Genomic DNA, 25,116 nt, shown 5'->3' on the forward strand with positions numbered 1-25,116 from the left:
ATCCTTCTTCCCGCGTCGGTCCGAGCCGGAGGATCACGGCATCGGACAACGCACATTGATATCCGTTGTAAATAAACAGGCCGAGGCCGAATACGCACGAGTCTCGAGAATGAACGTACCGGCTATCGCTTATCCGAGCCTAACGAGGGGAATCGATGGAGGGGCACGCGTGTGAACGGCGGAAAAGACCGCTGAGTGAATGAACCGATAGTGGGTGAGATCGATTGAGCCGACAAGAATTTCCGTGACGGTTGTCGGAGGCCCAATCGCTACCGTGGCATCCGCTGTTGCCTGACAGCCCCATGTGCAGAGCGAGTTCAGACCGGATGATTCTTGCTCGCTATGATGGTGGTGATGACTCTGAGACGGATCCGTATGAGCCAGCGCGCAACCCGCGGCCAGCACGAGCAGCACGCTGTAGACCAGCGTCACAAGCCCGATGAGAGCCACACTACGGAATCGCGTCGTGAATCTAATCATGACTGTCTCTATACGGCACCCCCGACATCCTGTCTACCGATGTTTGCTCACCGCTGCTACAATCGGGCATATCGTACGAATATATTTTTACTACGACCGTCTGGCACTCGCAGACGTGCTCGTCACGTCGCTCTCATTGCTTTCAATTAGGTCAACTAGAGATTCGCGGAAGATTCGCAAACTGCCCTTGCCGATTTTCGTCCCGCGCAGCCGTCCTTCCTCGACCCATCGATAGATCGTCCACCGGCTGACTGAGAGCAGTTCCGCCGCTTCGCCGACTCTCAACAGGTTCTTCTCCATGGTGCTTTTCAACGCTCGGTTAGGACCCACGGTTGAAGGCAGAGGACATTCCGCATTAGAGGTTGATTCATCGGGTTTCCGATGACACCCGGAGGTCTGTCGTTGCTGAATTCGCGGATCGTTCGATTGAATATCGTCTCTGGTTCTCGGCGTGATATTGCTGCGTCTTGAACAGCATGGATGCAACCCCACCTCGCGTTCATTTCGTTCCTTCGAGGATCTCTCGTACCAACGCGACCGACTCCTCGCTGTCCCATGCCCGTGGTCCAACCGCACGACCCACGAGACGACCCTGCCGATCAATCAAGACCGTGGTCGGCAGTCCTCGCACCCCGAATGCGGCACTGATGTCTTTGGTCTCATCCAAGAGAACCGGAAATTCGAGGCCTAAGACCTTGACGAACTTTCGGATACTTTCCAATTGCTGATCGGTCGTGACAGCGAGTAACTCAAAATCCTTTCCGACAAAGCTTTCCTTCAATCGCCTCAAAGCAGGCATTTCGTCTTTACAAGGCCCGCACCAGGTGGCCCAAAAATTCACGAGCACGACTTTCCCGTGAAGATGGCCAAAATCGATCGTCCGTCCTTCGATTGTCGTCAATGCAAACCCCGGCGAGGTGAGTGGCTCGACAACTTCCTTCACACCCGCTGCAGCATAGAGATCGTGGATGCCGGCTGCCGCCGACTGCGAACTGATAAGGCCCACGCTCCAGAGAAGCAGACTCATGCATAGCCACATCATGGGGATGGCGGTTGCTTTTGCGTGCGGCCAAGCATACCAATCTGCACGACCAGCCGATTGTTCGGCCAGGCATGTTCACTCCAAGCTAGAGCCACCGTTCCGTTTGAATGGACGGCAACAGCCGGTGTCTCCGCCTTTGCTCCGTCGCTTAGAGTCTGCACCGATCCAAATGTGTGCCCACGATCGAGGGACACTCGCATGACCGTCCGTTTACGGACACCGGTGACTTCTTCCCAGACCGCGACCACCGCGCCGTCTGGGTGCACCGCCATCCGAAATTGGTCCGGCAACGATGTTGCCGAAGTGTGCAGCGATATCGGCGTCGAAAAAGTCTTTCCCGCATCATCGGAAATCGCAAACAGCAGGCGCGGCTGCTCATCCGTTCCCTCCGTATACCAGCCGATGTACAGACGCCCGAATTGATCGAACGCTATCGCGGGACCGCGGTGAGGACAAGCTGGGAACACCCAGCCGTCCCGGCGGACACGAATCGGAGCAGAAAAGGTCCGACCCTGATCAGTTGATCTGGCCAACACGACGTCTCGAATGTTTCCGTCGAAGGTCTTGCGCCAGGCCGCCCAGAGGCTTCCGTCCGGCGCCAGTGTGACCATTGGACGGCAACACGGGCAGGCCATACCGTCGATCGTGAGATTGGCCCCGACGCTCTTGCCACTGTCGGGGGAACAGGCGAAGATTGCGCCGGCTCCGCTTTTCTCCTTACTCCGGTTGTCCAACCAAGCCAAGAACACATGTCCCTGCCGGTCAGCCACCAAGCTCTCGAAAGAGTGATTGATCGGTTGGCCGTCGTCGTTGACCGAGGCCGGCCGTTCGAAAGTCACACCTCCGTCCGTCGATCGCGCCAATAACAGGTCGGCTGCGAATATCGCACCGCTGTCTTTTTTTGCTGAAGACCATGTCATGAATACTTGATCGCTCACGCCCGCCGCTAAACCCGGCGCCTGGTGAAGCGCATCCGGCTCGACTCCCACCGGATTCACCTGAACGGCCTCCCCGACAACTTTTCCACTGCTGGAGATTCGCACTGTCTTGAGCGTCGGTTGGGCACTGCTCTTCTCAAACCAGGCCAGATGAAGCATACCTGCTTCATCGAACTGTATGGCCGGCGGCGACAACTGGTAGGTCCCTTCCACGATTGTCTGTTTGGCCGTCCGCAGGACGGCAGGATCGGATGTATCGGCGAACAATGATTCCATCGGTGATGCACCAAGCGAGCATGCAATCATCACGACCAAGAGGAACCACCGTCGGCCACTCTCTCTCTGGTTTTGATAACCAACTTGCATTGTCATCACTCCTCAGTTTGCCAAGCTGTAGACAATCGGAAGACTCACCACGATTTGCGCCTTCCCTATGGCTTGCTTCATATGGAGCGGACAGGCGAGCTTCACCGCCTCGATCGCTGCGGCATCGAGCGCACTGTATCCGGAACTTTTCTGGACAAATACATCGGCCAAGTGCCCATCGGATCGAATGACCGCTTTCAAGACCACTTTCCCTTCCTGGCCGTTCATGCGGGCTGAATTCGGATAGCGTTTGAGTTCTGCGACTCTCCGCCACAGTGACTCGGCCAGCCACCGATGATCGTCTTTTCCTTCCGTGGTAGGCGATGAAGTCTTGGCCGCCTGGAGCGGAGCGACATCCACAGGGCTATCAAGCGCGGACGCCGGCGCAATAGCTTCTTGTGAGACAGGACTTTGTGGTGAAGCTGTAGAAGCTGATGCGACCGCGACCGGCCCATCTTGAACAGATTGGGATTCGATCGGTTCAGGAGTAACCGCAGCCATGGCTGGCACAGGCTCCTTCGCCTCAACAACCGGTTCAGTTATTGGCTCAACAACTTTGGCTATACGTTGTTCAACCGACTCATCACGCAGTTGCGGAATTTCCACCTTCTGCTCAATCGGTCGTACCGGCTCGAACGTCGGTGAAAGCGGTTCGGACTGCTGCGCCACCGGTCTTACCGCTTGATACGTCTCCGGCACTCGTTTCATTCGTGACGGCGGCACGACCCTCGGTGGCGGCTGTTCCGGTGTCACAGCCGATTGGACTTGTTCCGGTCTGGATTCGGATTTCGCCGTTTCCACCAAGGCCACATCCCACTTGTACACGTCCTCCGGCAAAACAGGTTTGACCTGTGCGACGAGGGCGAACGCCAAGCCAAGAGCGACTCCATGCAGGGTCAGTGAAGCGCCCCATGAAGGAAGAAAGAATCGATTGTCGTCACTTGAGTTCACGTTTCTTTATGACTCTTTATCTTGCGGACGGAAGTCCCCCAAAGCATTGCTTTGGAAAAAGTGCGGGGCGGAGGCCAAGGGAGGCAACCCTCGCCCCGCGCTGATCCGAGCGGGAGGTAGCTCGCTCGGACAAAACCCAGTCTAAGGATCACTCGCCAACTCGTTTGCAGTCCATCGGAGATCCTTCTATTCCGATGGACTGCCCTCTCCATCTATGAACTAATTGGTCGCCTGGTTACCTGCTTGCGCAAATCCAGACTCGAAAACGATCACCCCTGTGGGGTTTGGCCCGACAGTCACGTCCTGCTTCTTCAGATTGTCGGTAGCATTGATAATCGAGACCGAATTGTCTACGCCGTTAGATACAACCAGAAACTTCGCTTCGCCTGCTCCCCGGGCCAACACATCGAAGCTGTGCGCACCGGTCGACACTAACGGGATTTCTCTCAGCAGCGTCAGTGCGGGAGGAGCCAGTGTCCCCCAATCATACGCAAACAACCGGTCTTTCTTCGTCGCCGTGGCCCCATTCCCCGCCAGAATGTAGAACCGCTTCGAGTCCGGCGAGAATTTGAAGGCCCCGGGTGAGGTTCCATCGAGTTCCGGTGTGGTCAAATCCGCGATGGCCGGCACCGCAGCGCTCAAATCGATCACCCCCAGTTTGGTCGCTTGCGGGGCGGTCGTTTCACCGCGCAGCAGGAGATACTTGCCGTCGGCAGATATCCCGTACGAGGTGTATGGCGTCCCTGCCAAGTCAAAAGTCTTGGTGATCGCCAATGTCGTCGGATCGATCTCCGCGATTTGTCCGTATCCCTCTTGAATGCTGTACACCTTTTTTGTGAACTTGGACCACCGAATCCCATGTGGCCCAGCGGCATTCGGGGTAAATGCGGTTGTAAGCGGCGTTGCAGACTCATCATTGCAAGGCGTCGTTTCCTTGGATGAATTGCACAGATCAACTCGTCCAAGAACCGTGAGATAACCGGCAGAGGCCTCGTCATCGTCGATGACTGCAATTTCACCGCCGACTTCGCTCGATACGAACGCACGCTTCGGCACGCCATCTCCGGAGAAAGCGGTCACTTTATGGCCGTCAGCCAAGAGACAAATGGTTTTAATTACTTTGGGAATGGTCCCCCCCGGCCCGAGATGGGAGTTATGAATCACGGTTACGGATCCCCCACCCTGAGCCGCGCAGTTGATCAAATCATCACCTGGAGTCGTGGTCCCCGGGGCATTGTCGCCATCATTCATAATCCAGACAACTTCTCCATCGTTTCTATCACGATAAAGATGGACTGGTCTGGTCCCGGCAGGAAGGTTGACTTCATGAACCGGAGTTGCGGCAGTCAACGGATCGATTGTGGCCACCTTATTCGCTGCCGCAAGAGTCATAAATAACCAATCCTCGTTCGAAAACTGCATGTCCCCCAAGGCGACATTTTCGAATTTCGCCGCATCGATCGTATTGATCACGGCATTGCCTGAATCACCTTTGATGGCCACACTGGTCAACGTCTTGTCACCGGTGTTGTTGATGAATGCGATCGGTCCGCTGAGGCCGGCGCTGCCGCCGGACGCCGGTATCCCTGTGGTGGGAGTGGACTCTCCGGAATTGCAGGCTGCCAGGCTCATCAGTGCGAGTCCAAGCACACCCGTTTTGGCATAGGATAACAAGAGTGGTTTCTTCGTGATGGCTTCCATGGATCGTTCCTTCCTCGTTAGCTGTCGCTCTCATACCGGGGAGCGCTGCCGGTTTCCTCGCATGATCTATGTGACACGGCATGAGAGTGGTGGCCCTCGAGGGACGATCTCCGCATGAAACATACCGACAAGCAGAGTATCGGCGCCGAGATTCCAGACGCGCCCGATAGGAGCATCGACGGAGGCTCCACCCCGGCCGCTGGTTCCCTGCACATCGATGCCGCCACAATGCCAAACGCAATGACTATGACCATGTTGAGCGTTCGGCGTTTGTCCTTGCGGACAATGCGGGGTGGTCCATTGCGCCGAGAGGTTTCCCTGTGTAACCGACAGAGAACCGGCGAGCCAGAGAGCGACACAGCAGCCCGCCAGCGCGCGAATGAACCGCGCTCTATGCCTTACCCTCCACATTCGTGATCCACTATCCATCATCAGCCGATCATTGCTTTGCCGTCTCCTAGGACGACCCGCCTAAGAGTTGAAATGACTTGGTCATCCCAAAGATGTAGCTGATCTGTTGTTCCAGATTGCCGTTGAAATCCCGGTGAATAGGGATTTGAGCGATGAAATAGAACGAGGCAAAGTTAAATGCATTCAACATGATTCCCGGTGAATACGCGACATAGGTCGAGCCGGTGGTCGGTACCGCCCGAAACTTGATGGCTGGATCGAGCAAGATCGCCGAGCCGGTCCCTGGATTGAACTGAAAGAGCGCCGCGTCCATGGCATCATTCTGCATATACCGGAAATTGAACTGCTGCATCAGCACCAACCAAGGCGTCTGCTCGAGTGGAATGATATTGGCTCCTAGACTCACATTGACTTCGTCGCCGAACTGATAGCCATCGCTGTTTTTGAACGTGTGCCGGTAACTTGCCGAGGCAAACTGATTGAGCCGATGGGGAATCAGCTCATAGGTTTGATAGATCATCGGGATCACACCGAAGTTTCCCCGTCCGATTTGAAGCGTCGATTCGGCCAAGGTGGTTCCCTGAGCAAACCGGCCGTAGCTGCCCGTCGGAAAATCGACACCCACTCCCAGGACGACCATGCTGCGGAGAGTGGGCAACACGTTGTACTTCAGCGTCGCGCGAATATCGCCGAGCCCTCGCTCGCTGTAGGGAACCGGCGTGAGGCCGCCGATCTGCGCATTTGACTCTACATGCTTGTACGGGATGGCCACTTGGATGCCGAGACGATCGGTCAGTCCGTAGTTGAGATCAAGGGTCGCGGTGCGGGTCGTGGTCTCGATTCTGTTGACGTTCAAATTTGCTAACGTGAGTGTCCGTTCACCCTGATTGGCAAAGGGGATGCGCCCGCCGTCACCCGGTGCGGCCTCCATCGGCGTATAGTTGTAGATGGCATTGATGGTCAACAGACCTTTCATCGGCACTTGCTGTTGAGAGCCGATGACCACAAAGCAACTGACGGACCCACAGGACGCCGCGACGTGGGAAGGCCAGAGCATCGAGACGGTCATTGCGACGACACCACAGATTGCAAAGGCACAGCACCGGATCTTGCGCGTCATGATTCCACGATCTTTCTGTTTGTCATACGATGGAATCCGCGCATCGGATCCCACCGTGAGACAGGGTTGTTAAGAAAAATGTCTGCGACTATCGGGGCTAGGTAAGGCTGGGAGGCCCGCGGAAGAAATACGAGACCAAGATCACACTGAAGACTGTGTGGAACGAAGGAATGTTCGCCCATTCGAGAAGTTGAAGCCCTGATACGAACTGCACGACGGACGACTCGATTCCCACGCCTCCGGCGCACAGCCACGCACAGATGCCGGTGGAATGAGTTGCTGCCTGGTGGCCGGTATGATGTTCGACATGGCTGACACTGGGCGCAGTCATGAACCCGTTCATCAATACGATGACGAGCAGCAATGCCCAGACTACTACCGGCTGTTTTACGGTCACCGTCATACGGATCGCCTAGTGCAAAGACGCGGCCTTTACCGGTTCTTGTTTTTGAATCCGGGCAACCACATCCAGAATGACTTGCTCGGTCAAGAGTCCGCCCTTGATATACTCTTGAACCACGCCCTTCTCATCGATGAACACGCTCACAGGCAGCCCGAAGACCCCGAACTGGTTGGCGACTTTGTTGTCCCGATCCATCAGCACCGGGAACGTATGGCCATATTGCTTGATGTGCTCGCGCACCTTGGCATCGTCTTCCAGTTCATTGATGGCCAACACCACAAATCGCTTATCCCGAAGTTTGTCGTACGTGGCCTGCATCGCGGGCATTTCCGTCGTGCACGGCTTGCACCAGGTCGCCCAGAAATTCACAAGCACGACCTTGCCGCGATATTGGCTCAAGCTTTGCGACTTACCTTCCAAATCAACCAAACGAAAGTCCTCGGCAGCCGTGCCCACGGCCGGAACGCGTGAGCCCATGCCCCACACCAGACCCCCGCTGGTTACCAACATGACGCTTGCGATCAATAACTTGAATAGGAGGTTGCTTTTGTTGGTCCGATTCATGTTCTGACTCCTCCACGACCTATCAGTGCGTTGCATTGACCTGAAATTCCTGATCGGGCTTCCGCCTTCCTGCCGACGGAGACCGGCAATGAACGAATGGGGGGTTCCCTAGCCCAACGGGAGACGAATCAGCGGCTTATGATGGCAAATACGGTGGCGCCCGGCTTGAAGAGATCCGAGGTGGATCGGAGAAGATCTGCACCGAATGCGTAAGCGAGACCACGGCAACAGGGCTACGCTCAGGTTGAATCAACACGACCGCGGTATCGAGCACGGTGCCTGCGGCACACATCCATGAGCAGAGTACGGTTCCATGTGTGGCAGTTTGATGCTGGGCGTGGTGTCCGGCATGTTCCGCGGATTGAGCTTGAGCCAACCCGCCGACGGCGAGAACACAGAGGACAAGTGCAATTGAAAGAAACTTGCGGAACGCGTTATCCATCGAAGGCTCTGTTTATGATAACTGTAGCATTTCCAGTCTAATGCACTCGATGCTACAGATGCAACAGGCAGCGAATACTAGAAGACCTGGTAATGCCTGTCAAGCCGCCGATATGCGCACAGACAGTCGAGTAGGATTCATTGAAAAGATACTGTATACTGCAACCCCTATTTCTATGGTAGGAATCCACTCTCATTAAGGGGCGACACATCTCACTATCCTATGGTTACACAAGTACTCAACCTGATTTTCGGCAGCAAAAACGATCGTGAAATCAAGACTCTGCGGCCGATCGTGGAGCAAATCAACGGCTTGGAAGCGGGCCTCACTCCACTCTCCGACCATGCTCTTGCCGACAAGACTCAGGACTTCAAGAAGCGCCTTGAGGCAGGCCAGACACTCGACGATATCTTGCCGGAAGCGTTTGCCGTATGCCGGGAAATGTCGCGCCGCAAGCTCAACATGCGGCATTTTGATGTCCAGCTGATCGGCGGCATGATCCTGCACCGAGGGCGTATCGCCGAGATGAAAACCGGCGAAGGGAAAACCCTGGTCGCGACGTTGCCGATCTATTTGAATGCCCTGGAAGGCAAGGGCGTCCATCTCGTCACCGTCAACGATTACCTCGCCAAGCGTGACGCCCAATGGATGGCCCAGCTTTACCATGCGCTGGGTCTGTCCACCGGGATCATTCAGCATGATGCGTCGTTCATGTACGACCCGACCTATGACGCGTCCGACAAACGATTACAGCACCTTCGACCGTGTACCAGGCCCGAAGCCTATCGTGCCGATATCACCTACGGCACCAACAACGAGTATGGATTCGACTATCTCCGCGACAATCTCGTCGTCACCGATTTGAACCAGTGTGTCCAACGCGAGTTGAACTTCGCCATCGTCGACGAGGTCGACAGCATTTTGATCGACGAAGCCCGGACACCGCTGATCATCTCTGGTCCAACCGATCAGACCACCGATCTCTACTATCGAATCAATGCGATCATTCCCCAGCTCAAAACCGAAGACTACACCATCGAAGAAAAGACCAAGACCGCTTCACTGACCGAAGACGGTAACGCGCGCGTTGAAAAACTGCTCGGCGTGGACAACCTCTATGATCCGGCCCACATGGACATGGTCCATCACGTGGTCAAGGCGCTCCAAGCTCATACGCTGTACAAGCGCGACGTGGATTATGTGGTGAAGGACGGCGAAGTCATCATCGTCGATGAATTTACCGGCCGGCTCATGCCGGGCCGTCGATGGAGCGACGGGCTGCATCAAGCCGTCGAGGCCAAAGAGGGTGTGAAGATCGCCAATGAGAATCAGACGCTCGCGTCCGTGACCTTTCAAAACTATTTCCGCATGTACAAGAAACTCAGCGGCATGACGGGCACGGCCGACACGGAAGCTGCGGAGTTCGCCAAGATCTATAACCTCGACGTCAATGTCGTGCCGACCAACCGTCAAATGATTCGGCAGGATTATGCCGACGTCGTGTATCGGACGGAGAAGGAAAAGTTTGCGGCGATCGTCGAAGAGATCAAGGAATGCCATGAGCGTGGGCAGCCGGTCCTCGTCGGAACCATTTCAATCGAAAAGTCCGAGAAACTCTCCGGACTCTTGAACCGGAACGGCGTCAAGCACAACGTCCTCAACGCCAAGCAGCATGAGCGGGAAGCCGAAATTGTCGCCCAAGCCGGACACAAAGGCGCAGTGACGATCGCCACGAATATGGCGGGACGCGGGACGGACATTCTGCTGGGTGGCAATCCGGAATTCATGTACAAGCAGGTGCTCTATCGGGAAGAAAACCTCCCGGAGAACCGGAAACTCGAAATCTATGAAGGCATCCGATCCGACTGCGAAAAGGACAAACAGGAGGTCATCGCGCTCGGCGGGCTTCATATCCTCGGTACGGAACGGCATGAAAGCCGCCGGATCGACAATCAGCTTCGCGGGAGGGCCGGCCGCCAGGGCGATCCCGGCACATCGAGATTTTACTTGTCGCTCGAAGACGATCTGATGCGGATCTTCGCGTCCGAACGAGTTTCGCAGTTGATGCTCAAGCTCGGCATGGAGGAAGGCGTCCCCATCGAACATGGCATGGTGACCCGGGCGATCGCGAACGCGCAGAAGAAGGTCGAAGCGCATAACTTTGAAATCCGCAAACAGCTGCTCGAATACGACGATGTCATGAACAAGCAACGCGAAGTGATCTATCGCCACCGCCGGGCCGTGCTGAGCGGAGAAAGCCTCACCAACGATCTCCATGACATGATGGATAGTTCAGTCGAATCGTCTCTCAACGTGTATTGCCCCGCGGAACAATACCCCGAAGAATGGGACGTCAAAGGTCTGACCGAAGTCATGCAGGGTCAGTTCGGTCTCGACATCACTCAGGGGAAGAACGACGGCGGGGACTCACTCCGCGATGTCGGACGCGACGCGGTGCTGGAGGACCTTCGGACCCACGTTCGAGACGCCTACGCCAAAAAAGAACAGGAACTGGGACCGGAGCTGATGCGTTTTCTCGAGAAGACGTTCATGCTCCAAGTCATCGATCATCATTGGAAAGATCACCTGCTGGCGATGGACCACCTGCGGGACGGCATCGGTCTTCGCGGCTACGGGCAGAAAGATCCGTTGATTGAGTATAAACGCGAGGGATTCGATCTCTTTGCCGGCATGATGGAACGGGTCAAATCCGACACACTCGATCGGCTGTTCCATGTGCAGGCCGTCCGCCACGAAGGCGAACAGCCGGAGCTCCCGCCTCAGCCTGTCATTTCACGCCCGCAGCCCAAGCTCACCTTGAACCGTGGCGACGAGCCAGTGGCCGCAGCGGCCCCCGCTCACCGTGCCGACAACAAGGTCGGTCGTAATGATCCCTGCCCCTGCGGCAGCGGAAAGAAATACAAGAAGTGTCACGGGGCGTAAATTAGGATTGCTGCATCTGCCTTTTCCCTGTTCGTCAATAATTCGATTGTTCTGGAACCCGTTTGGTAACTAACTTCGCTGGATGTGAGCACCAACAGGTTTCCAAACCTCACCACTTCTGATCTCGCGAAACGCGAATCTTAAGCATCCGGTACTCGGATTGCTTTCAAGGTCAAGTAATTGATATGCGCTCAAGGAGACGGAAACTGACACCAGGCTTGTACGCTAGCGTGGCCTCGCCCAACATCAATAATATTCAAGCTTTATAGAGCCGATCACGGTGAAAGGCGCGCCCGTGTAGATGATCTCTCGAAAATCTGCACCCGTAAAATGGCGCTGATCCAAGATGTTCGTGAAGTTCACCGCAGCCAGCAAATTAGTTCGGGTAAATAGTTCAGGCTTTCGGTAATACAGAGCGCCATCCATACGGACAAATCCCGGCAGGTCGAACGATACCTGACAATCATCTGGGTTTTGGCATTGAGGCACTCCGTTCCGCTTGCTCTGCGCATACATGCCGATTCCGGCTCCAAAGCCTTTGAGCGAACCGTTCTGGATATAATAGGTTGTCCAGAGGCTGCCCTGGTTCAACGCTGAATTCGGGACACGGCTTCCGACCAGAAACGAATTATCCTCGCTGATCCGCGCATCGACATAGGCATAGTTGGCGATCATGTCCCATCCGGGCATGATTTTTCCAGCTATGTCGAACTCGACACCTTGGCTGCGTTGTTCACCCGTTGCCACGAGATTTGGGAATCCATTGATCGGATCAGGCGTTAAGACATTCGTTTTGGTGATGCGAAAGCCGGCGACGCTCGCCCGCAGCCGCCCCTCGAAGAATTGAAATTTGATGCCACCCTCATAGGCCTTGCCCCTCTGCGGATCGAACAGCGCCCCGGCGAAATTTCTATTTCCGGCCAATTGGGGCAGAAACGACTCCGTATAGTTGGCAAAGAGCGCGATGGGTTTCCAGGGTTGGTAGGTCAGCCCCACGGATGGGCTGAACGCCGTGTCGGACTGGCTGTCGTTCGTCTGAGTCGGCGCGTCCACGGTCGGAAAATTGGTGATATTCTGCTTATAGTAATCAAATCGACCGCCGCCGTGCAGGTGGAGCGTGTCCGTGAGGCTCACGTGATCGCCGAAATACACACCGAGAAAATTGTTCACTTCCTTGCTATCGTCGGATGTCGTGAGCGGCGTATTCAGAAAGAGCCGGTCGGCAGGGTTGAAAATATTGATAAAGCTGAAGGCGCCTGGTGTACTGGTATCCTGCCCTGGGTTATCACTCGCTGTCGACGACCTCCGGACTTCGCGCCCCAGTTCAATTCCGACGATGCTCTTATGCTTGAGAGTGCCGGTGGCGAAGTTCCCGTGCAATTCGTTTTGCAAGATGTGACTTTGCGTGGTCTGCGGAATCTCAAACCGTGCCAGATTCAGAATGCCATCGCTTTCATCTCCTACGAGGAACCACGATTCTCTGCTGGAGTATTGGGTGCGGTTTACTGCCGATCTGAAGGCCGTACGCCATTTGAACAGATCGTTGAAATCGTGCAACAGGGTCATCGTGGCCTTCCCACTGTGCGTATCGTTTCGTAATGTTGGCTCGCCCAGGAAGCGGCCGATTGGGATAGAGGCGACGCTGCTGCCGATGGCGACCAATCCACGGTCGATGGGGGCGCGAGTGTAGAGGTATTCACCTTCGAATTTTAAGGTCGTCCGAGGCCCGATTTCCCATCCGATCGTCGGAGCCAGGAACGTGCGGGTCGATTCGACCCCCTCCCGGTAACTGCCGGCAGATTCGAACAGGCCGGTGAACCGAAACGTCAACGTCTTGCTGGCATTCAGCGGGCCACCGATGTCGAACTGCGGGCGATATAACCCGTAATTGCCGATGAGCATCTCCGCGGAATAGTACGGATTCTTCAACGGCGCTTTTGTGATCTGGTTGATGACTCCCCCTGGGTCAGATCGGCCATAGAGATAGGACGGGGGACCTTTCACAACGTCGATGCGTTCCAGATTGATGATGTCTCGCGTGGCATCTGTGCCGAAGACATCGTCATCGCGAAAGCCGTTCTTAAAGACATTGACGCTCGATGAAAATCCCCGGATCATCACCGATCCAGCTCGGCCCCCCTGTGTGCTGTCTAGCGACACTCCGCTCACATTCCGCAGCGCCTGATCGAATCGGATAACTCGTTGATCGTCCATCACCTGCCTGGTCACCACCTCAACGGAGCGAGGGATGTCGTGGATAGACACTGGGATTCGCATGGCGCTCGATGTGTCGTCGACGGTGTAGGCCTGATTTTCTCGATCGCGTACTTCTTTCACGACGACTTCCGGCACTTTGATCGGCTTCTGATCCACGCTCACGGGAGTGTCGGCGGCGGGTTGAGAAGATGAGGGCGATTTCGGTGCGGCAGCCGGTGCCTCGATCACCGTCACGGCTCCGCCGGTCGTCAGACGAAACGTCAATCCGGTTCCCGCCAGAATGGCCGCCAGCGCCGCCTCAGGCGTATATGTGCCGCTGACCCCCTGACTTTGTTTTCCGTGTGTCAGCCTATCATCAACCATCAATTCCTGATTCATCGTTTCAGAGTACTGTAAGAGGGCCGATGAGACCGATTGTGGAGGGATGTCGAATGGTCGCGGTGCCTGATTGCCGAACGATTGCGCGGATGCCACAGTACTCCACGTCATGACGGCAAGCGCCAACAGCCAGTTCGCCGTCCCCCGTGCGAGCGATCGAACTCTGCTCTTCCATACTTTCGTCGCCGATCCATCGATCATGCTCAACCTCCCGTTCGTCCAAAATAACTCTGAAGAGTTCCACAACCTGAGACGGATGGACGCCCCGGGAGGTCTAGTCGAACAGAAAATATTTCTTGGCGGCTCAGGGAAGGAAGGTCTTGCGAGACAAGAGGACAACCCGATCCGTTAGATGCAGGGAGGTGACCGGCAGGGTTTCCTCGATCATTCGGAGCGTTCGGTCCGGATAGCGTGTATCGACCAAGGCGGTCACCGGCAGACGGCTGAGTGCGGCATCTCGAATGACAATCCAGCCATCCCGATACCGATTCAATTCGTCGATCACGTCTTCCAACGGCTGATTATCGAAGAGCAGACGTTGACGCCTCCACGCCAGGTCGCGACGAAGGTCGACCGCCTCCGCCGCCCCCCGAAGGCCGTGACCATCGTAGCGGACACGATACCCGTTTTCGAGGCGGAGAGTGGGTTGATTTGAAGGAAGACTTACCTGGACCGCATGTTCCGCCACGGTCACCGTGACGTGGCCGGAATGCTGGTGGACGTTGAACGCCGTCCCAAGCGCTTTGATGGTTCCCTCCCCTGCCTCAACCTCAAAGGGCCTTGTGGAATCAGAAGCGACTTGAAAAAACGCCTCGCCCTCGTGAAATACGACCCTACGATGTTCGGCGTCGAAAGCGACAGAAAGCGATGTCCGCGGGCCAAGTTCGATGTGGGTTCCATCAGGCAAGGTGACGGTGCGCACTTCTCCGGAAGCAGTGCGATGATCCGCCGTCAGATGGAACAGGCTCCCGAACCACCACGCTCCCGCCACCAGCAAAAGTGACGCTGCAATGGCACCGATCTGCGTGCGGCCAATCACGGGCCTTCGTTTCAATATGCTGGGAGTCGGCGGTATCTGTTCGGGTATGACTTGCGGGTCAACATCGGCCGATGCTGCCAGGTATCGGTCAAGCTTGCGAACCTCGTCGCCTGGTATGCTGTCCAGAGCTTGCCAGAACCTGACGGCATCCTGATAGGCCCGCTGATGCAAGGGATCGGCGGACAGCCACTCGGTGAACCGGACGGTGTCTTCCACGCTCATTTCTTCCGCGGACAGCGCGACCCAATACGAGGCTTCACTCGAGGCCTCACGCCATCGATCTTGTTCCGTTCCATTCGTCATAACGAAGAAATCACTGTTTCAGCCCATCCGTTCACACGTGTCTCTCGATGCGTTTCTTCCATATACGTATGACGTATGAGGAGGACGGGAGAGCCAGCTGTCATCGTTGTTTATCATGAAACACCTTCGACGCGCTGCTTGCAATGGTCCAAGGCCTTGACCATGTGCTTGACGACCGTGCTCCGGGAAATCCCAAGCTGTTCCCCAACGTCGGCATAGCTCAGATGTTTGAACTTGTGCAGGATGAAGACCTCTCGACACTTTGGAGGCAGTTCACCGACTGCCAGCATCAACAAATCGATCTGTTGTCTGTTGAGGACCATGGTTTCGGCCGATGGAGTAGGGTCCACGATCTCAATCGGGTTCTCGCCGTCATTGTTGATGGTGGTTCGATAGCGTGCTTTGCGCTGGTGATCGATGGCGAGATTGGCCGCCGTCTTGAACAGGAACGCGCGAGGGTGTTCGATGGCTTGCTGGTTCACCAACCCAAGCAATCTGAGGTACGTCTCCTGGACGAGGTCCGCCGCCGTATCCCGCGAGTTGACGATCCCGATAAGACGGCGAGTCAATTCATCGCGATGCTTATGAAAGAGCGCTTCTATCTGTGCGTACGAGAGCGTCATGTTGCGGAAATAAAGAAGCCCACGCGCATCGCGGGCGATGCCGTGGGCTCCGTTCGTCAAGAACGCTGGCCGCAAAAATCCTATCAATATCCAGCGTATACCGGGTGCCTGCCTGCGGCGCAGGACAATGCCAGGCATCCTGGGTCCTCATCGTAGAAGACGTTGGAGCCCACTCAACCCTCACCTAAGTAGACTAGAACTCCCGAGAATTTGAACGCACCAAGTAATGCCGCTGGTCGACCCCCAACCCTGGAGTTTTCCTTTGTCGCGTGCATGCATAAACAAAGCGACCTCAGCCATATTCCCCCTGATTTCACCTTGACTTAAGCGTGTTCCGAACGCTACTCTATGCACCTTTCGATACCTGAAGATGGGCAGGCGCTGCCCATAGGCTAGGGGTGTCGCTTTTTTCTATTGTGAACGGTGAAATTGGAGTTCCCCGTGAGCACAGGGCATCCGGAATTGGTTGCTGCCATTGCCTCTGAGATCGCCGCTTCCGGTCCGATTCCATTTGTTCGCTTCATGGAGTTGGCCCTCTACCACCCACGGTTCGGCTATTACATGCGCGCACCGGAACACACGACGGAACGGATTGGTTGGCATGGCGATTTCTACACAAGTTCGGACGTGCATCCGATCCTTGGACAAGCCCTGGCGAAGCAAGCCGAACAGATGCACCGGTTGCTCGGCCAACCAAGGCAGTTTACCATCATTGAAATGGGGCCCGGCAAAGGGTTGCTGGCGAAACACTTCTTATCGGCTTGCCGGCGTAACTTCAGCTCATTGTTCCGGCAGCTTCGGTATGTCCTGATTGAACGAAGCCCCGCCATGCGGGAGGTGCAGCGCAAGAACCTCGATTCCTGGATCACTCAACCGGATCTTCTGACCTGGAGGGAAGATCTTGAAGGTCTCGCGCCCGTCACCGGACTGTTTTTCAGTAATGAACTCGTCGATTCGTTTCCGGTGCACCGAGTTCAAGTGACTTCGCAAGGGATTGAAGAACTCTGGGTAGACCATCGGGACGGTCGGTTCGTGGAATGCCTGAAACCGCTGTCGTCGGACGTGCTCGCCTCTCACCTTCGCGGCATGCGGACCGATTGGCCGGAAGGCTATCGGTCCGAGATCAACCTCCATGCGTTGGCATGGATGGACCAAGTGGCTCGGCATCTGGACCGTGGATTCGTGCTCACCATCGATTACGGTCACACGATGCAGGATCTCTATCAGTCCGACCGAACGAACGGCACGTTCCTCTGTTACTCACGACAATCCGTACATGAGGATCCATTCACGCGCGTGGGTGACCAGGACATGACCGCCCATGTGGACTTCTCAAGTCTGGCTGCCGCCGGCGAGGAGCGGGGACTTCGGACGAGCGGTTTTACGAATCAACTGAGTTTTCTCATGGGACTCGGTGTCGAACAGATGATGGAGGAGCTGGAACCGGATAGCGCGGAGTTCCACGCGGCGATTCATCTGTTGAAACCAAACGGCATGGGCACCACATTCAAAGTCCTCGTCCAGCACAAGGGAACCCTTGATCCTGAACTCGATGGCTTAAAGTACAAACCGTTCTTTCGTTCCGCGCTCATAGCGCAATCCGCCGCATGAAGGCTCTGAGATGATGACGTCTAAGACGTTCGGCGACGTTTCACATTTCACGTTTTACGTTTCACGGTGTTCCCCATGAGCAATCCTGCTGTTCCGGAAAACTATTTGCCGATCCTCCTTTTTATCGGTGTGGGCATTGCCCTGGGGACGATCACCCTCTTGGTCGGCCGCTTTGTCCGTCCCAACCAGCCCTATCGGGCCAAGTTATCGCCATATGAAAGCGGGAGTCCGCTCTTTCAGGACGCCCGTGTCCAGTTTCCGATTCGGTACTACATCATCGCCATGCTCTTCGTGATTTTCGATATCGAGATCGTCTTCATGTTTCCCTGGGCCGTTGCATTCAAGAGTCTTGGGCTGGTTGGATTGGTGGAGATGGTGCTGTTCATCGCCATTCTCGTGGTCGGGTTTTGGTACGCATGGAAGAAAGGAGCGCTGGAATGGGATTGAAGAGCGGTGGGACTATCCTTCTTGCTCGCCCACCGCGCACTCAAGATCTATTGAAGGAATATGTAACGGGCGGTGCTCGGTGGATGCGCGCAGTGCATGACAGCCCCACCGCTCTTCATCTAGGAATGGTGTAAAGACCGTGAGTTTGTTGGAACGACAATTTGATGCCAACGTCCTGACGACGAATCTGGACGCCGTCGTCAATTGGGCCAGAAAGTCGGCGCTGTGGCCCATGACCTTTGGATTGGCCTGCTGCGCGATCGAAATGATCGCCAGCGTCTCCTCCCGGTACGATCTTGACCGTTTCGGCGCCGGCGTCTTCCGAGCGTCGCCCAGGCAATCGGACCTCATGATTGTCGCAGGAACGGTCTCGCGCAAGATGGCCCCGGTCATTCGACGAATCTACGATCAAATGCCCGAGCCTCGCTACGTCATCTGCATGGGCTCGTGCGCGACGTCGGGCAATCATTACAACAGCTACGCCGTCGTACAGGGCGTGGATCAAATCGTACCGGTGGATGTCTACGTCCCCGGCTGCCCGCCGAGGCCGGAGGCATTGCTGGACGGGCTTTTAAAATTACAGGAAAAGATCCAACGCGAGAAAGTCTTCGTGAAGTAGCGATGTGGCGCGTCACTCGGAAAACGAGTGGGCATCATTTGAATGACGTCTGACACTTGGCGAACTCATGGAATCTCTGATCGAAACCTTACTCAAGAAGTTTCCGGAGGCGGTGCTGTCCGTCGATGTCGACACGGCTCGGTCGGAAACAACGGTCCACGTCGCCGCACCCCGAATCTTGGAAGTCGCCCGTTTTCTTCATGACGATCCTGAAGCGTGCTTCGACCACATCACCGATATCTGTTCCGCCGACTATCCGACCGATCAGCAACGATTTGAAGTCATCTATCAGCTGCTCTCGCTCCCACACGGCAGACGTATTCGTCTGAAGGCCAGGGTCACTGAAGACAACCCGGCTCTCGAGTCGGTGACAAGCGTGTGGCGTGGTGCAGCATTCTTGGAACGCGAAGTTTACGACATGATGGGAATCCGATTTTCCGGCCACCCGGATCTGCGTCGTATCCTCCTGCCTGAAGACTATGCGGAAGGATATCCGCTCCGAAAGGATTTTCCGACGGAGGGCCGCGGCTGGCGCAGCCAGTTCGATTTTATCCCGCGTCTCGATGAACCGCCGGCTGAGCAGAGTGAAGGCGAGGTTCCCGCTGAAGAGAGGAAGGTGTTCCTTTCCGAGCCGAACCCATCCTCAGCGGGCCGACGGGAAGAATTACTGTTGAACATGGGTCCGCAGCATCCGAGCACGCACGGCGTGGTGCGGGTGGTGCTGGAATTGGACGGAGAGCGGATCATCAAAGCGACGCCGGACCTCGGTTATCTTCATCGGGGAGTCGAGAAGCTGGCCGAAGGCCTTGCCTACATGCAGATCATCCCGCATACCGATCGGCTCGACTATGTCTGCGCGATGGCAAACAACTACGCCTATGTGCGGGCCGTTGAAAAACTGCTCGGCATCACCGTGCCGGAGCGAGCCGAGTATATCCGCACCATCGTCGCGGAGATGCAGCGTATTCTTGGACATCTGTTCTGGCTTGGCGCGCAAGCGTTGGATATCGGAGCGATGACGATCTTCTTTTGGACGTTTCGCGAACGGGAAATCCTGCTCGACATGTTCGAAAAGCTCTGCGGGGCCCGGCTGACTTTGAATTATTATCGGATCGGCGGGGTAGACAGCGACTTCACTCCGGAGTTGGTGGGCCATCTCAAAGCGTTCCTGGAAACATTCCCGCAGAAGGTCAACGAGTACGATTCACTACTCGCAGGCAACCGGATTTGGCTGGGACGGACAAAACATATCGCCGTGATATCCGCGGAAGATGCCATCAATTTTGGCCTCACCGGTCCGGCGTTGCGGGGGTCCGGGGTGGCCTATGACGTCCGTAAACTCGAACCCTATGGGGTGTACCATAAGGTGGACTGGGAAGTGCCGGTGGGGAAAAGCGGCGACACCTACGACCGCTATTGGATTCGCGTCGAAGAGATGCGCCAGAGCGCCCGGATCATTTCGCAATGCCTGGACCAGCTGCCGCCAGGACCGATTATCGCCGATATACCCCAATACATTCCACCGCCGAAACAGCAAGTCATGCGCGACATGGAGAGCTTGATTCATCATTTCATCATCTTCACGCAAGGATTCAAACCACCGAGGGGAGAAACCTATTGCGCGACCGAAGCCCCAAAGGGTGAGTTGGGATTTTTCATCATCAGTGACGGAAGCCCCCGTCCCTATCGGCTGAAGATTCGCTCTCCCTCCTTCATCCACATGGGCGCCTTCGACCATATGGCGCGGGGCTACTTGATCTCCGACATCATCACGATTTTCGGCACCTATGATGTGGTCATGGGAGAGTGCGACCGGTGAACGAATCACGGAGCGTGCCAACCGTCAGACATGAAGTCGGGGAGAGTAATCCCCTCGCGCGATTGACGCCTGTCGAATGACATGGAACGAACACGGCATGACTTTTTCAGAAACATATAAAGACGAAATCGCCGAGATCTTATCGCGCTATCCGGTCAAGCGCTCCGCCCTGATCCCGCTGCTCTACGTCGCCCAGCGGGACCAGGGCTATGTGACCGAGTCGGCCATGAAGGACATCGCACAAATTCTCAAACTGACCCCCCCGCAGGTCTACGAGACGATTACGTTTTACACGATGTTTAACCTGAAGCCGGTGGGCAAGTACCACCTTCAAGTGTGCAAATCCCTCATGTGTGCCCTCGTCGGGTCGGATACCGTGATCGAATGGATTAAGACGAAGCTGGGAATTGCGCCGGGCGAATCCACGGCCGACGGACTGTTTAGCCTCAGCGTGGTGGAATGTTTAGCGGCTTGCGGGACCGGTCCCATGATGCAGGTCAATGAAGACTATTATGAGCAACTGACCGAAGAAAAGCTGGACAGGATATTGTCCGATCTTCGTTCGACCGGGACCAGTCCGCTCAAGAGCGGCCCCTTCATGTGGCCGGAACCGGCGTCCGCGGAACAGGGCGTGTGACGTATGAGGCGTATCCTGTCGCCGGCAAGAAAGAGTGTGAAGTGGCCTGACACTTCACGAGATTGAGTGATGCCCAAACACGAGCTCATTCTGCTGAAAAACATGATGCGACCCGGCTATACCGGGTCGCTGGCGGATTATGAAAAAACGGGGGGGTATCAAGCCTTACGCATGTCGCTCGGCAAGATCGTCCCGACGGATGTGACTGCCATGGTCCGAAAGTCCGGGCTGCGTGGTCGCGGCGGCGCCGGCTTTCCGACCGGTGTGAAATGGGGATTTCTGCCGAAAGACTATCAAGGTCCCCGTTACCTCTGCTGCAACGCCGACGAGAGCGAACCCGGTACGTTTAAGGACCGTCAACTCATGGAACGAGACCCTCACCAGGTCTTGGAAGGCATCGTGTTGGCCTGTTATGCCATCGGCGCGGAAACCGGTTACATTTACATTCGCGGCGAAATGGTCCTGGCTTCGAAGATTCTCGAACGAGCCATCGACGAAGCACGAGCGGCGGGCTACATCGGGAAGAATATTCTCGGCACGGGCGTCAACGCGGACGTGTGGGTGCATCGGGGAGCGGGCGCGTACATCTGCGGGGAAGAAACCGCTCTTTTGGAATCACTTGAGGGGAAGCGTGGACTTCCTCGAATCAAGCCCCCGTTTCCGGCGACGCATGGGCTCTACAACAAACCGACCGTCGTCAACAACGTCGAGACGCTGGCAAACCTCCCGCATATCATCAACCGAGGCCCCGAATGGTTTGCGGCGATCGGTTCGCCGCCGAAGAGCACCGGCACCAGGGTGTTCTGTGTCAGTGGACATGTGAAGCGACCGGGGAACTATGAAGTTCCAATGGGGATGACGGTCCGAGAATTGGTGTATGAGTATGCCGGTGGCATGCGGTCCGATAAGCCGTTGAAAGCTATTATTCCCGGCGGAGCGTCGGCACCGTTTCTCACACCGGCCCATCTCGACGTGAAACTGGATTTTGAACACGTTGCGGCGGCGGGCTCCATGTTGGGATCCGGCGGCGTGACCGTGATGGAAGAAGGCACCAGCATGGTCTGGGCGGCGCTTAGGCTGATGGAGTTTTTCTATCATGAGTCCTGCGGGAAATGTAGTCCGTGCCGGGAAGGCAGTTCGTGGCTCGTCCAGACGCTCCGTAGAATTCTGGCGAAGCGCGGCCGGATGGAGGACCTTGAAACCTTGTTGGATCTATGCAAAAACATCGCAGGCCGCACCGTCTGTGCCTTTGGCGATGCGGAGGTCGCTCCGATCCAGAGCACGCTGAAGCACTGGCGTCAGGAGTATGTCGAACTTATCAACGAAGCGGAAGCAGCGAATCTCATCAGACCTGAACCAGTGAGACATTAATCGTCTCTGTATACAAGCATGCCTGAGACCACGACACAGATGGTTCGAATGACGATCGATGGGATGACGGTCAACGTCCCGAAAGGGACTTTGGTGATCGAAGCGGCCCGCCGCGTCGGCGTCATGATTCCGCATTTCTGCTATCACCCGAAGCTCAAACCGGACGCCAATTGCCGCATGTGCCTGGTCGAAATCGAAAAGATGCCCAAACTTCAAACGGCCTGCAGCACACCGGTCGACGAAGGGATGAGCGTGCGCACCGCCACGACCGTGGTCAACGACGCCCATCGGTCGGTGCTCGAGTTCATCCTTGCCAACCATCCGCTCGATTGTCCGGTTTGTGATCAAGGAGGAAAGTGCGACCTCCAGGATTTTTCCCACCAGTACACAGCGACCAGCCGATTCGTCGAAACCAAGCGTATCTTCCAAAAGGAGTATTTCAGTCCGCTCATCGAGACCCAGATGAATCGCTGCGTGCAGTGTCTCCGCTGCGTCCGATACTGCGACGAGGTGATGGACGTCAAAGCGCTGGCGCCGGTCGGCCGCGGCACGATGACCGAAATCAAGTCCTTCGGCCCACACCCGCTGAATTGCGAGTTCTGCGGCGGCTGCGTGCAGATCTGCCCGGTCGGAGCGATTACCAGCCGGCTGTCCATGTATGAATATCGGCCCTGGATGCTGAAACGAGCCGAGAGCATCTGCGGATACTGCGGAGATGGCTGTCAGATTACCGTCCAGACCAAGGAGCAGGAACTAATAGAAGTGAACTCGGCGCATGGAGCGGGACGCAACAATGGGGACTTGTGCGCCCGGGGATTTTTCGGATTCCATGCCGCCAGCCATCCGGATCGCCTCACCCACCCCCTGATTCGGCGCGATGGCGTCCTCGTGCAAGCCACATGGGAAGAAGCCCTCGAATACGTTGCCGGCCGTGTCGGCGAGATTAAAGCGGCTCATGGGGGAGAGAGTTTCGGAGGGTTGATCTCAGGCCGCTGCACCAACGAAGAATTGTATCTCTTTCAGAAATTTCTCCGCGTGGCGATCGGCACCAACAACATCGACAGCAGCGCCCGCTACGGCCACATCAACGGCCTCCAGGCTATGCGACTTGTGCAGGGTACCTATCGGTGGACCGTCACCTTCGACGACATCCTGGAAGCCGATGTCTTGCTACTCGTCGGCACGAACATCACCGAAACGAATCCTATCACGGGCCTCAAGGTCAAGGAGGCGGTCAAGAAACGTCATGCGACGTTGATCACGATCGAATCGCTGGAACCGGTCATCGACACGATCAGTAATATCGCCAATCTTTCGCACCATCATTTCCGTATTCCGCCCAGCGACATGCCCAATGCCATTCTCGGCCTCCTGAAGGCCGTGGCGGAGCAGAACCTGATACAGCCGGACGTTGCACAACGTCACCCTGCCTATGTCAGCGCCGTCACACAGGCAGTGCACGCATTTTCCTGGCAGGACCTTCACGCAGCGACCGGTGTGGAGGCTGATTCGTTCGTCAAGGCCGCCAAGGCACTCGTAGCCGGACGGCGAGTGATCGTACTGACCGGACAACTCCTGTTGCGCAGCGAGCGTGGATACGGCGCATCCTTGACCCTGCTCGATCTGCTTGTTCTTACAGGAAAACTGGATCATCCTGGATGCGGTTTTGCGCCGCTCGCAGAAGAAAACAATGACCAGGGTGCCGTCGAAATGGGGGCTGCGGCCGAGTTCCTGCCCGGTGCCTGCTCTGTGACCAGCAGCGCGGACCGCGATCGGATCATGAGGCAATGGAACGGGGATCTTCCGCCCACCGTTGGAGCGTCTCTCGTCGAAATGTTGGTTCGCGCCAAGGCCGGATCCCTCAAAGCCATGTTCATCGTCGGGGAAAATCCCGTGGGAAGCCTTCCGGCACCGGTACGTGCGGAGGAATCCTTGCGCAAGCTGGATCTGCTGGTCTGTCAGGAGCTGTTTCTGACGGAAACGGCCTCCATAGCCCACGTCGTGTTGCCGGCCGCTTCTTCGATGGAAAAGAGCGGGACCTTTACAAACACCGAAGGGCATGTTCAAGCCGTTCGTCCGTCCATTGAGCCCATTGGAGAAAGCCGCCCTGACTGGGAAGTCTTCTCGGCTCTTTCCATTCTGTTGGACTCACCGATGGAATACGCCGAGAGCAGAGACATCCTCAAAGAAATTCGCAGCCTCATTCCCGGCTATGGCTCGCTGGGACCGGCACCGTTGCCCCCCAAAGTCGATCAGGGGGCCATGGAACGTTATCTCGCCGAAGGCTATCAGCCTGATCTCGCAACGCGGTATCGATTCGTGGCGCCGAAATCCAGGCCGGATGGAACCGTCCGGTTAGAGTTAGTACAGAGCTTGTTTCACTCCGGGAAACTGTCCACACGCGCGAAAGGGTTGTTACAAGTGGAGGGCAGCGGACGGCTCCGTATCAATCCGCATGACGCGGCGCGCTTTGCGCTCGTGGATGGCGATCGGGTCCGCCTCTCCAGCACATCCGGAGAAATGACGACTGAGGTAAAAATTGTGGAGCGGGTTCCGCAAGGAACGGCATGGTTTCCAGATCACTTCGGCCAAGCCGCCATCGGTTTGTTTGAGTGCGCCATCGATCCGGTCACCCATGTTCCCTCGTTCCGGACAGCGACGGTGTCCATGATGAAGGTCGCATGAGCCTTT

At 56.3% G+C, this 25,116-nt stretch carries 22 protein-coding genes; 8 read left to right on the forward strand and 14 right to left on the reverse strand.

Going from position 1 to position 25,116, the window contains the following annotated elements; translation table 11 throughout:
• Positions 1–129: 129 nt before the first annotated feature.
• The 11 genes from H8K04_16580 to H8K04_16630 form a co-directional block, all read right to left on the reverse strand.
• A complete protein-coding gene (locus tag H8K04_16580; GenBank protein UVT15405.1) occupies positions 130–480 on the reverse strand; it encodes a hypothetical protein in 351 nt (116 codons plus the stop codon).
• Positions 481–570: 90 nt separating this feature from the next.
• Complete coding sequence (locus tag H8K04_16585; protein ID UVT15406.1) at positions 571–780, reverse strand: helix-turn-helix domain-containing protein; 210 nt, start codon at positions 778–780, stop codon at positions 571–573.
• Positions 781–979: 199 nt separating this feature from the next.
• A complete protein-coding gene (locus tag H8K04_16590) occupies positions 980–1,507 on the reverse strand; it encodes a TlpA family protein disulfide reductase (GenBank protein ID UVT15407.1) in 528 nt (175 codons plus the stop codon).
• 11 nt (positions 1,508–1,518) lie between these two features.
• Positions 1,519–2,736 carry an exo-alpha-sialidase gene (locus tag H8K04_16595; protein UVT15408.1) on the reverse strand — a complete coding sequence of 406 codons (1,218 nt, stop codon included), beginning with the start codon at positions 2,734–2,736 and terminating at the stop codon, positions 1,519–1,521.
• A gap of 102 nt (positions 2,737–2,838) precedes the next feature.
• Entirely contained in the window at positions 2,839–3,777 is a 939-nt protein-coding gene (locus H8K04_16600; protein ID UVT15409.1) for an energy transducer TonB, read from the reverse strand.
• Between the two features lie 219 nt (positions 3,778–3,996).
• Entirely contained in the window at positions 3,997–5,478 is a 1,482-nt protein-coding gene (locus H8K04_16605) for a hypothetical protein (GenBank protein UVT15410.1), read from the reverse strand.
• Positions 5,479–5,544: 66 nt separating this feature from the next.
• Entirely contained in the window at positions 5,545–5,889 is a 345-nt protein-coding gene (locus tag H8K04_16610) for a hypothetical protein (protein UVT15411.1), read from the reverse strand.
• 46 nt (positions 5,890–5,935) lie between these two features.
• Positions 5,936–7,009 (reverse strand): transporter, encoded by a 1,074-nt coding sequence (locus tag H8K04_16615; protein UVT15412.1) that lies wholly within the window; start codon positions 7,007–7,009, stop codon positions 5,936–5,938.
• Positions 7,010–7,106: 97 nt separating this feature from the next.
• Positions 7,107–7,412, reverse strand: a complete 306-nt coding sequence (locus H8K04_16620; GenBank protein ID UVT15413.1) for a hypothetical protein — start codon at positions 7,410–7,412, stop codon at positions 7,107–7,109.
• A 9-nt stretch (positions 7,413–7,421) separates the two neighbouring features.
• Entirely contained in the window at positions 7,422–7,976 is a 555-nt protein-coding gene (locus tag H8K04_16625) for a TlpA family protein disulfide reductase (protein ID UVT15414.1), read from the reverse strand.
• A gap of 136 nt (positions 7,977–8,112) precedes the next feature.
• Positions 8,113–8,418 carry a hypothetical protein gene (locus tag H8K04_16630; protein ID UVT15415.1) on the reverse strand — a complete coding sequence of 102 codons (306 nt, stop codon included), beginning with the start codon at positions 8,416–8,418 and terminating at the stop codon, positions 8,113–8,115.
• 222 nt (positions 8,419–8,640) lie between these two features.
• On the opposite strand from H8K04_16630, the gene secA reads away from it, so the two are divergent.
• Positions 8,641–11,361: a preprotein translocase subunit SecA gene (gene secA / locus H8K04_16635; GenBank protein ID UVT15416.1), complete on the forward strand. Its 2,721-nt coding sequence runs from the start codon at positions 8,641–8,643 to the stop codon at positions 11,359–11,361.
• Between the two features lie 246 nt (positions 11,362–11,607).
• Here secA and H8K04_16640 read toward each other — a convergent pair whose 3' ends face one another.
• From H8K04_16640 to H8K04_16650, 3 genes are all read right to left on the reverse strand, one after another.
• Positions 11,608–14,157, reverse strand: a complete 2,550-nt coding sequence (locus tag H8K04_16640) for a TonB-dependent receptor (GenBank protein ID UVT15417.1) — start codon at positions 14,155–14,157, stop codon at positions 11,608–11,610.
• A 103-nt stretch (positions 14,158–14,260) separates the two neighbouring features.
• Positions 14,261–15,298, reverse strand: coding sequence for a FecR family protein (locus H8K04_16645; GenBank protein ID UVT15418.1), 1,038 nt, complete (start codon positions 15,296–15,298; stop codon positions 14,261–14,263).
• Between the two features lie 113 nt (positions 15,299–15,411).
• Positions 15,412–16,059 (reverse strand): sigma-70 family RNA polymerase sigma factor, encoded by a 648-nt coding sequence (locus tag H8K04_16650; GenBank protein UVT15419.1) that lies wholly within the window; start codon positions 16,057–16,059, stop codon positions 15,412–15,414.
• Positions 16,060–16,362: 303 nt separating this feature from the next.
• On the opposite strand from H8K04_16650, the gene H8K04_16655 reads away from it, so the two are divergent.
• The 7 genes from H8K04_16655 to nuoG all read left to right on the forward strand — a co-directional run bounded on the left by H8K04_16655 (position 16,363) and on the right by nuoG (position 25,110).
• A complete protein-coding gene (locus H8K04_16655) occupies positions 16,363–17,532 on the forward strand; it encodes an SAM-dependent methyltransferase (protein UVT15420.1) in 1,170 nt (389 codons plus the stop codon).
• Positions 17,533–17,607: 75 nt separating this feature from the next.
• Positions 17,608–17,979, forward strand: coding sequence for an NADH-quinone oxidoreductase subunit A (ndhC, locus tag H8K04_16660; protein UVT15421.1), 372 nt, complete (start codon positions 17,608–17,610; stop codon positions 17,977–17,979).
• Positions 17,980–18,118: 139 nt separating this feature from the next.
• Complete coding sequence (locus H8K04_16665) at positions 18,119–18,598, forward strand: NADH-quinone oxidoreductase subunit B (protein ID UVT15422.1); 480 nt, start codon at positions 18,119–18,121, stop codon at positions 18,596–18,598.
• A 67-nt stretch (positions 18,599–18,665) separates the two neighbouring features.
• Positions 18,666–20,417 carry an NADH dehydrogenase (quinone) subunit D gene (gene nuoD / locus H8K04_16670; protein UVT15423.1) on the forward strand — a complete coding sequence of 584 codons (1,752 nt, stop codon included), beginning with the start codon at positions 18,666–18,668 and terminating at the stop codon, positions 20,415–20,417.
• Positions 20,418–20,514: 97 nt separating this feature from the next.
• Positions 20,515–21,054: an NAD(P)H-dependent oxidoreductase subunit E gene (locus H8K04_16675; protein ID UVT15424.1), complete on the forward strand. Its 540-nt coding sequence runs from the start codon at positions 20,515–20,517 to the stop codon at positions 21,052–21,054.
• A gap of 69 nt (positions 21,055–21,123) precedes the next feature.
• The gene (nuoF, locus tag H8K04_16680) at positions 21,124–22,425 is read left to right on the forward strand and encodes an NADH-quinone oxidoreductase subunit NuoF (GenBank protein UVT15425.1); all 1,302 of its coding nucleotides are present in this window, start codon (positions 21,124–21,126) and stop codon (positions 22,423–22,425) included.
• 18 nt (positions 22,426–22,443) lie between these two features.
• Positions 22,444–25,110, forward strand: a complete 2,667-nt coding sequence (nuoG, locus tag H8K04_16685) for an NADH-quinone oxidoreductase subunit NuoG (protein UVT15426.1) — start codon at positions 22,444–22,446, stop codon at positions 25,108–25,110.
• The last annotated feature ends 6 nt before the right edge of the window (positions 25,111–25,116 follow it).

Source organism: Nitrospira sp., assembly GCA_024760525.1.
Classification (GTDB): Bacteria; Nitrospirota; Nitrospiria; order Nitrospirales; family Nitrospiraceae; genus Nitrospira_D.